The 2,996-nt window shown below is 53.2% G+C and carries 3 protein-coding genes; 2 read left to right on the top strand and 1 reads right to left on the bottom strand.

Going from position 1 to position 2,996, the window contains the following annotated elements; all coding sequences use genetic code 11:
• On the top strand, window positions 1-727 hold a 727-nt coding region (locus tag WBB85_RS14540), incomplete at its 5' end, for a hypothetical protein (protein WP_432639322.1).
• 88 nt (window positions 728-815) lie between these two features.
• Here WBB85_RS14540 and WBB85_RS14535 read toward each other — a convergent pair.
• Window positions 816-1,874, bottom strand: a complete 1,059-nt coding sequence (locus tag WBB85_RS14535) for a Fic family protein (RefSeq protein WP_432639321.1) — start codon at window positions 1,872-1,874, stop codon at window positions 816-818.
• A 323-nt stretch (window positions 1,875-2,197) separates the two neighbouring features.
• On the opposite strand from WBB85_RS14535, the gene WBB85_RS14530 reads away from it, so the two are divergent.
• Window positions 2,198-2,827: an antirestriction protein ArdA gene (locus WBB85_RS14530; protein ID WP_432639320.1), complete on the top strand. Its 630-nt coding sequence runs from the start codon at window positions 2,198-2,200 to the stop codon at window positions 2,825-2,827.
• Window positions 2,828-2,996: the final 169 nt, after the last annotated feature.

Here is a 2,996-nt window from a genome sequence, read left to right as displayed (position 1 = left end):
GGAAGGAAGCCGTTGCGCTGTCCCTCCTTGGAACCCAGACCAAACACCCAAGGACGACTTCGGTTGGTTGGTTTTGGGTTTGACCAAGAGTGTTCTGTGCTACAGTCCCGCCATCCGTTTACATGGGATAGGTAAGATGATCCGCATATCACTAATTTTTTCCGTTTGGACATGGCTTGTTCTCCCCTCAACAGCACATGCACAAGACGCAACTTATGACATGATGTTAAATTACTCCCTTATGGAGCAAAGTCGCTGCAATGGCGGTGGAGGTAATTGGACTGGAATGACATGTTCCGGTTCGTCCGGCGGATCGGGTGGTTTGACGGAAGAAGATTTGGAGGCGCTTCAAGAGACAATTGGCGCTTGGCATCAACGTGAGATGCGAAAAGCGACATGTCTAATGATCGTCGCAGCCACGCGAACACTTGAAGATCTTGGCCAAAGGATGCGTCAGCACGTTGCTGAGTTTCGGCCGCCTGAACTGCACATATTTCAAGAAAACCCTCGTTCGTTTCTGTTGACCCACGGATATACGCGAATGCTTATTGGGCATTCATTGGATCAACGCATTCGTCGCGGCGAAGTTCCAAGAAACTCGATGTGCTGGAATATTGACTATGCGGAAAAACACTACAAAGTCGTTGCGAGTGGTGCACGCACTGGCGCATCAGGATATGATTGGACAGGAGACATGGATGTAATTTCGGCCTTGCAGGGCCGCTAGCGCAATTAACAATTTGAATTGTTTGCAGCGAACGCATTGCCGCCAAACCAGCGCAGTTATATCAGCACAATACCAATGAAGACTGATATTAGGCAGTTGTGTAGACCGTCCCTTTACCAACACCCTGCTTGACCAGGTGGTTGTCTGAAACGAGCTCTCGTAGATGCTTCTTGACCGTGTTCCGGTTAGCGCCCGTCAACTCGACAATCTGTGCGTTCTTGAGTTGCCCGTGCCGTTTGACCAAGTCAATGATCTCGACGCTGAGCGGTGGCAGTTGCCCCATCAACAGCTTTTCGCGGGCCATCTTGATCTCAAGCCGCGCCTTTTGCTGTTGCAGGGCGCGCAAGAAGAAGATTAGCCAGGGTTGCCAGTCCGGGTTTTCTGTGCGGATCGTGCCTTGAGTGCGGCGCAGGGCAAGGTAGTAGCCCTCTTTGCTTTGCTCAATCACGCTTTCAAGCGAGCTGTAGGGCACATATTCATAGCCACTGCGGATCAGGATTAGCGTCGTCAAGATTCGTGAAAGGCGGCCATTCCCATCCTGAAAAGGGTGGATTTCGAGGAAGACAACCGTGAAGATCGCTGTAACCATTAGCGGGTGCAGGGTCTTTTGAGCCAGTGCCGCATTGGTCCAGCCCACTAGTTCAGCCATCAGGCGCGGCGTATCAAAGGGCGTTGCTGTTTCGAACACCACGCCGATTTCCTTACCCTCCGCATCGAAAGCACTCACATGATTGGTGCCCGTTTTGTAAGCGCCACGGTGCCGCTCGTCCTTGGCCGAATGGCGCAACAGATCACGGTGAAGCTGTTTGATGTGGTTCTCGGACAGCGTGATCGCATCTGCGCTGGCAAAGACGGTCTCAATCGCTTCGGCGTAACCGGCGACCTCTTGTTCGTCCCGCGTTTCGAATTGCCGTATCTCGATGTTGGAGAGCAGCCTATCGACCTCGCTATCGGAGAGCTTGCTGCCCTCGATCCGCGTTGAAGAGCCGATGCTTTCAATCGTGGCCACACGGCGCAACGCCGACAAGCGCTCCGGCGCAAGTGTGCCAAGGGCTTTCCACGCTCCCTTGAACTCATCGATCTCGGCGATGATGGCAAGAATTTGAGGTGTGATCTTGATGGTTTCGGTGTTCAGACTCATACCCATAAATATACCCATAAATATCCATATAGGCAAGTTTGGAGTAGGGATACCCAAATAGATACCCATAAATACCCGCATTCAGGCGCATCCGTCTCGGATCGGGCTTTCGTGAACCGAACCTGACCTTTCGGCCATCCGGCTTCAATCCCTTGCGCATCGTAAGAGGCGGCAGTCCTGCCGCCACCTTTCCACCCGCATGCCCTGGCATGCTTGGAACCTGTTCTTCCAGCTTGCATCAAATCCGGCGACGCCAAAGGGCTGTGGGTCAATCATCTTCCGCCGCCTTGCGGTCTCCCGAGAAGAGAATTGACCCATCCCCGGAAAGTTTGACCGAGACGTCCCAGCCGCGCGGGCGCGGCCAAAAATCGGGACGCTCGCCGCTGGGCAGAGGTTCAAGCGCGGGGCTGATTGTCTGCTTCGCCTTCAAACCACAGGAAAGCGAGGACGGAATGAGCATTACCCTATATGCACAGCCCTATGACATCACAGCGACAGGATTTTATTTCAGCGCAGTGGAAGAGTTTGACGGGAAGGCCGCAAAGCTGGTCAACGATTTTGGCGAACAGGTCGAAGAATTTGAAATCCAGTTCATCGATGGAGATCAGATCGATTGTGAGCTGGCCAAGGCCATCGACCTCAATCAGGCAAATTTTAAAGACTATCTGACCTGCGCTCAAAACTGGGAGTATTGGGAAAAAACCAATGTCATCATAGCGGTCGGTGAATGTGGTTACGAGTTTGACCCCCAAGCGAGCCCTGACCGCTACTGGATCGATGTTTACCATGTCGGCAGCATGCGTGAACTGGCGGAGCAATTTGTGGAAGACGGCCTATACGGCGACATCCCCGAAAGCCTTCAATACTACATCGACTATGACGCAATCGCCCGCGATCTTGCCATCGATTACAGCGCGGTAAGCGTTGCCGGTGAATATCTCATCTATCGGGCATCGTAAGGGAAATCATCATGCAAGTGCTTTCCCATCACGGCTATCACGCGGGTCATCCATGGTACTATCTGCTTGGCGGTGACGTGCCAAGGCGAAGACATCAGCACAGTGACCGCCGACGGTGCCTATGACACCCGCCGTTGTCACACAGCCATAATCGACCGGAAGGCCACAC

It is taken from the genome of Albidovulum sp. (assembly GCF_049646345.1).
In the GTDB taxonomy this organism is placed as follows: domain Bacteria; phylum Pseudomonadota; class Alphaproteobacteria; order Rhodobacterales; family Rhodobacteraceae; genus Albidovulum.
Note: the sequence above shows the minus strand (reverse complement) of the source record. Positions and strands in the feature narration are given on the sequence as shown.

What these genes read in the sequence shown, in the direction of transcription:
- WBB85_RS14535 (WP_432639321.1), bottom strand. Translation starts at nt 1,874, where the DNA reads ATGGGTATGAGTCTGAACACCGAAACCATCAAGATCACACCTCAAATT.